Annotated in this window: 7 protein-coding genes; 6 read left to right on the forward strand and 1 reads right to left on the reverse strand. The window is 39.8% G+C overall.

The features are described 5' to 3' along the window. Positions 1–192: 192 nt before the first annotated feature. The 3 genes from AC1DWB_RS30775 (at position 193) to AC1DWB_RS30785 (ending at position 2,097) form a co-directional block, all read left to right on the forward strand. Positions 193–672 carry a GyrI-like domain-containing protein gene (locus tag AC1DWB_RS30775; RefSeq protein WP_477544909.1) on the forward strand — a complete coding sequence of 160 codons (480 nt, stop codon included), beginning with the start codon at positions 193–195 and terminating at the stop codon, positions 670–672. Between the two features lie 255 nt (positions 673–927). Next, positions 928–1,233 carry a hypothetical protein gene (locus AC1DWB_RS30780; protein ID WP_477544910.1) on the forward strand — a complete coding sequence of 102 codons (306 nt, stop codon included), beginning with the start codon at positions 928–930 and terminating at the stop codon, positions 1,231–1,233. Positions 1,234–1,671: 438 nt separating this feature from the next. Continuing rightward, complete coding sequence (locus AC1DWB_RS30785; RefSeq protein WP_477544911.1) at positions 1,672–2,097, forward strand: hypothetical protein; 426 nt, start codon at positions 1,672–1,674, stop codon at positions 2,095–2,097. Between the two features lie 257 nt (positions 2,098–2,354). Here AC1DWB_RS30785 and AC1DWB_RS30790 read toward each other — a convergent pair whose 3' ends face one another. After that, positions 2,355–2,861 carry a DinB family protein gene (locus AC1DWB_RS30790; protein ID WP_477544912.1) on the reverse strand — a complete coding sequence of 169 codons (507 nt, stop codon included), beginning with the start codon at positions 2,859–2,861 and terminating at the stop codon, positions 2,355–2,357. A 744-nt stretch (positions 2,862–3,605) separates the two neighbouring features. Between AC1DWB_RS30790 and AC1DWB_RS30795 the strand changes: the two genes are divergently transcribed. The 3 genes from AC1DWB_RS30795 to AC1DWB_RS30805 form a co-directional block, all read left to right on the forward strand. After that, positions 3,606–4,313 carry a metallophosphoesterase family protein gene (locus AC1DWB_RS30795; protein ID WP_477544913.1) on the forward strand — a complete coding sequence of 236 codons (708 nt, stop codon included), beginning with the start codon at positions 3,606–3,608 and terminating at the stop codon, positions 4,311–4,313. Between the two features lie 207 nt (positions 4,314–4,520). Further along, positions 4,521–5,054: a GNAT family N-acetyltransferase gene (locus AC1DWB_RS30800; protein WP_477544914.1), complete on the forward strand. Its 534-nt coding sequence runs from the start codon at positions 4,521–4,523 to the stop codon at positions 5,052–5,054. A 167-nt stretch (positions 5,055–5,221) separates the two neighbouring features. Beyond that, positions 5,222–5,418 (forward strand): hypothetical protein (locus AC1DWB_RS30805; protein WP_477544915.1); only part of this gene is annotated, 197 nt, incomplete at its 3' end.

Raw genomic sequence — 5,418 nt, forward strand, 5'->3', positions numbered from 1 at the left:
CGCTTTCGCTCCCTGGGTCCGCCCGAGGAATTTCGGGGAGTGGAGTCAGGCGGACAACCCTGCGAACCTAACCGCGCAGCGGCCGGCGCTAAAGCGCCTTAAGGTTCTCGAGTTCGTGAATACAAGAGACGTTATCCGAAAGACTTGCAAGACCTACAGAAAACTACATTAACCATAGATTGGGGACCTTTTATGGATGTGAAAATTCTTGAAAAATCGTCCTTTACTGTCATTGGTATATTAGGACAGGGCAAATCGAATGAAGGTTACAAATGGATACCTAAGCTTTGGGAAGAAGCAAATAGCCTTTTTTATGAAATTAGGAGTCTAGCAAAAACCGATAATACAGGCAATTTGGTTGGAATATGGGGAGCTATGAGTGATATTACAGAACGATTTGAGCGTTGGAATGATCAAGGTAAATATTTGGCTGGGTGCGAAGTTCTTGATGATTCTTTAACGCCTCCGGGCTGGAATTTATGGGTAATTCCTTCCTACAGGTATGCTGTAATAAAGTGTAATCAACAGTCTTATCAGGAAACATTTAATTATATGGTCAAAGAGTACTTGCATAATCACAATCTTTCAATTGTTGGAGCCGTTCATGAATATTACATACCAACAGACAACAACGGAGACTTGTATTTATATTTTCCTATAGCAAAGATCTAAAGAAAGATAAAGAGCTTATTCAGTAACATCGAAGAAGGCGAGTCCATCGGATAACAGCGTATTCACGCAGCGGAGCCTAGGGCTCCTTGGTCTGCCGGAGGCAGTTCGAGGAAGAGGAGTCAGGCAGACAACCCTGCACTGGCTAACCGCGTCGCGGCCGGCCCAACGGGCCTTAAGCCAGTGAGGGTTCGTGAATACAAGAACGTTAGGTGAAATTCGGCAGTTCAAATTCATTGAATAGATGAGGGTAACTATATGCCAATAACTTTATGGCACGAACTTCAAAACCAAAACGATTTAGATAATTTAATGAATTCATTTGGTTGGTTTCATGATTCCTGTATCAAAGAACTATTCATGTGGACGGATCATTACGTCAATGAAGATTTATCAATGTCTTTATCAGCAAACAGAGATCATAGAGTTAGATTATTAATTCAAAGACAGGATAGAGATCCAACGGCAATAGAATTAATGTTTGAAGAAGTAACTCAAATTTTTGTTGCTCCAAGTCCTGAAAATTACGATTCAATTATTTTTGAGGCTACATTCAATACATAGGAATGGAATATTTTATTGGGCTGACGACCGGAATTGGAATCCAGAAGGGCAATACAAATTTGCTGCAGTAAACTGGATAAGTTCCAAAAAAGTTAAATGGAGAGATGCAAGTGATTGGATTGGAAAGACATTAAGATATGGACCTAATGATATTTGATAGTATAACGAAGAAGAGCCGAACTTCACCTAACACCATATTCACGCTTCGGGCCATTCGGCCCTCGGTCCGGGCCGGAGTTAGAAGAGGATTCGGGGTTGCAATTTGCAGTAGCAGGGAAGCGGAATCAGCCGGACACACCCGCACCACCCAACCGCATCGCGGCCAGTCGCTTCGCTCCTTTAGGGTGGTTGGGCGTCGTGAATACAACAACGTTATCGGAAACTATCGCATTTTTAAATGACATAAAAATAATGACACCATAAACTACGGGGGACAATATGGTAGTAGTTCGTAAGTATGGGAATAAGAACATTGCCATTTTTATAGTTTTATTGTTAATTCTTTCGTTTATTTGTTTCTCTTTTCTATGGCTTTTTAATAACAATTTAGCGAAGTCGGAAATACATAAAGTCATCAGTGAAAGAAATGGTAAAGTGCTTAGTATAAAGAAGGTTGAACTAGAAGATAGCCCATTTATTTTAACAATGGAAAGTAGAAAAGGTAAAAGGGAACAATATTCCAATACTTTTTACAAAATTATTTATAGTAAGGAGAATAAGAATTATGTAGCCTGGTTAAGAGCAGTTGATGGAATTTTTACTATTAATGGCGAAACTAAAGATAGAGAAGACAAGGTAGTTGAAGAAAAGCCTGAGAATAAAGAATTAATAAGAACATATGGTGAAAGATGGATTTTTGAGTAACTCAAAGTAGGCGATAACATCCGATAACACCGCATCTACGCTACGGAGCCTACGGCTCCTGGGTCTGCAAGAGGGATTTCTGGGAAGCATATTCAGCAGACAACCCTGCACTGCCTAACCGCGTCGCGGCCGGACCTTCGGTCCTTAAGGCAGTGAGGGTTCGTAGATGCAAGAACGTTATCTGAAACCGGTGCTATATAATAATTAAACAATGAAAAATAATACCACGAAGATATCGAACTTCGTGGTTGAAATTATTAATGTCTCCATTTTAGTATGTGCTCATTAGAATCTTGAAGGATTTTAGTCATATACACTATTTGTCCGGTATGATAAGACGAGTGTTCTACAACAAAGAGAATTATTGTTAAACAAGAGCGAGTATAGTCATTTACAGAGACATTTGTATCAGGAGGGTAATGAATAGTAACAAGTCTATTTAATTCATTGGGATTAAGATCAGCTAAAACATTTTTACTTAGTTTACGTACATTTTTTAAATGGTTAATAAGATCTTGAACGTTATAACCTCCATCCGCTAGAAATTCATTTGACCGTTCTCGTACAAATTGCTCTCCACCGATACCACTTACAATATGTTGATATTCACTACCAGCAAGATGTAGACATAAATTTMCAATGCTATTTAGTTCAGGTCGTATCTTTTTCCACAAATCATTATCTGATAAACGTATTATAGAGCTTTCAATGGATGATAATTGTGCATCTAGTAATTCTATACTTTCAAGAATAAATTCCCTCATTAATAAGTACTCCTCTATGGATTTTTTTAACATTGTACCATAATGTGGAAGTAGGTGGTTGTATTTTAAAAAAAATTTGCATGATAACTCACAGAAGGCACCGGCATCAGATATCACCATGTTCCCGCGTCGGATCGCAAGCGATCCTTGGTCTGCAAGAGGAATTTCAAAGGAGTGGATTCAGCAGACACACCTGCACCGACTAACCGCGTCGCGGCCGCCCCTACGGGGCTTAAGTCGGTGAGGCGTCGGGAACACAACAACGTTACACGACAAGAGGAGGGGAATATGGGGATAACTGTGAAGTCAGGGATAACATTGATGATATATAAGGGACCAGAAGAAATAAATATCCGATTACTTTCGAGCGATCAGCGATAGGGGTGTACTTGATACTGTAGCGAATTGAGCAATAGCATGCCACGGAAGGATGTTCAGGAAGCAATCGCCGATGGCACAAAAATTGAAGCAGACCAAGAGAAATATCCTTGAAATTGAAAGACAGGCAGATCGGAAACCTTGGTGAATGCAATTTCAGAGAAGAATGTGGGTAACTCAAAGTCCCGTCGTGTAACAGCATGTTCCCACTGCAGGGCATACGCCCCTTGGTCCGTCTGAGGGATTTCGGAGGAGCTGATTCAGACGGACACATCCACCWACGGTGGACGTCGGGAACACAACAACGTTAKACGAAAGTTCAATAGAACTATATTTATTTAATGTATTTCGAGGAAGTGAAGGAGAATGTATGTAACCGGGGATCTGCATGGTTATACAGATATCAGTAAATTGAATTCAAAGCGTTTTCCAAAGAATAGAGACTTAACTAAAGAAAACTATGTTATCGTTGCCGGTGATTTTGGACTTATATGGGACAATAAGAACGATGAATTGTATTGGAGAAAGTGGTTATCTCGGAAGAATTTTACCACTTTATTTATAGACGGAAACCATGAGAACTTCGAAATGCTTGAGTCCTTCCCTGTGGAGCATTGGAAGGGTGGGAARATACATAGGATTAACGAACACATTATTCATTTAATGAGAGGTCAAGTATTTACTATTAAGGGCTATAAGATATTCACTTTTGGTGGAGCTCAATCTCATGATAAAGAGTATAGGAAAGAAAATATAAATTGGTGGMCAAGAGAAATGCCGTCAGCCGAAGAGTATTTGGAAGGTCTAGAGAATTTGGAACAACATAATTGGAAGGTCGATTTTGTAATAACACATACTTGTCCTTCTTCGACCTTGAAGTTACTGAACGATTCACTGGACACTGGTATTGAAGAAGATAWATTGAGTCAATATTTGRAACATTTTAAGGAACGATTAACATATAGAAGATGGTATTTCGGTCACTTTCATAGAGATATTTTATTTCCGAATGATCAAAGACTTATTWATAACACAATTGAAGAACTTTTYTCTAGTAAACTCGAGGAAGATTGAACCTTCGTCTAACACCGTATTCACGTTGCGGGCCTGTCGGCCCTTGGTCGCCAAGAGGCATTTCGAGGAAGCGGATTCAGGCGACAACCCTGCACTGGCTAAGTCCGTCGGACCCGGCGCTAACGCGCCTTAAGCCAGTGAGGGTTCGTGAATACAACAACGTTAAGTGAAATCTTCGCAAAAAAAATGATTTAAGTGAGGTCAAAGATGATTGTTTACAAAACCGATGATCTTTTAGTTCGAACACTTGAACAAAAAGATCAGGAATTACTCGTTAAATGGCAATCTGATGCAAGAGTACTTGAATACTACGGAGGCCGTGACCGGCCTCATGATTTAGACCTTGTCAAAGAGAATTTCTACAAGGAAGACGAGGAAGTTCGATGTATTTTTGAATACAATAAAAAACCTATTGGATATATCCAATACTATCTTGTTGACGAAGAAACTCAGAAAGAATACGGATATCAAGGGGAAAGAATATTTGGAACGGATCAATTCATTGGTGAAGTCGAATTCTGGAATCAAGGAATAGGAAAGAAATTGATAAAATCAATGCTTGAATACTTAATAAACCATGAGAATGCAGATAAAGTCATTATGGATCCCCAGGCATGGAATGAAAGAGCGTTAAAGTGCTACGAAAGCTGTGGATTCAAGAAGATAAAGCTATTAGAAGAACATGAATGGCATGAAGGAGAATTAAGGGTTTGTTGGTTGATCGAATACTCAGCGAAGTAAGTGTGTATCTCGAAGAGGGCGAAGACTTCACTTAACACCGTATTCACGCTTTGTCGCTACACTCCTCGGTCCGCCCGAAGAATTTCGGGGAAGTGGGATCAGGCGGACAACCCTGCGAACCTAACCGCGTCGCGGCCGCCCAATGGGGGCTTAAGGTTCTCGGGTTCGTGAACACAACAACGTTAAGTGAAATTACCGCTTTATTATTAGTCCGTATATTTGGTAGCAAATCTATGATGAGAGGAAAACAAATGACAATATTCGGCATTATTATATTCATAATTTTAGGAGTTGCTTTATCAATATTCCTTGGACCATATGGCGGACTCATTTTAATTTCAATTATTTTTGGACTCGTTTTTAG

The sequence above is a fragment of the Paenibacillus sp. P4_E11 genome (assembly GCF_056401635.1).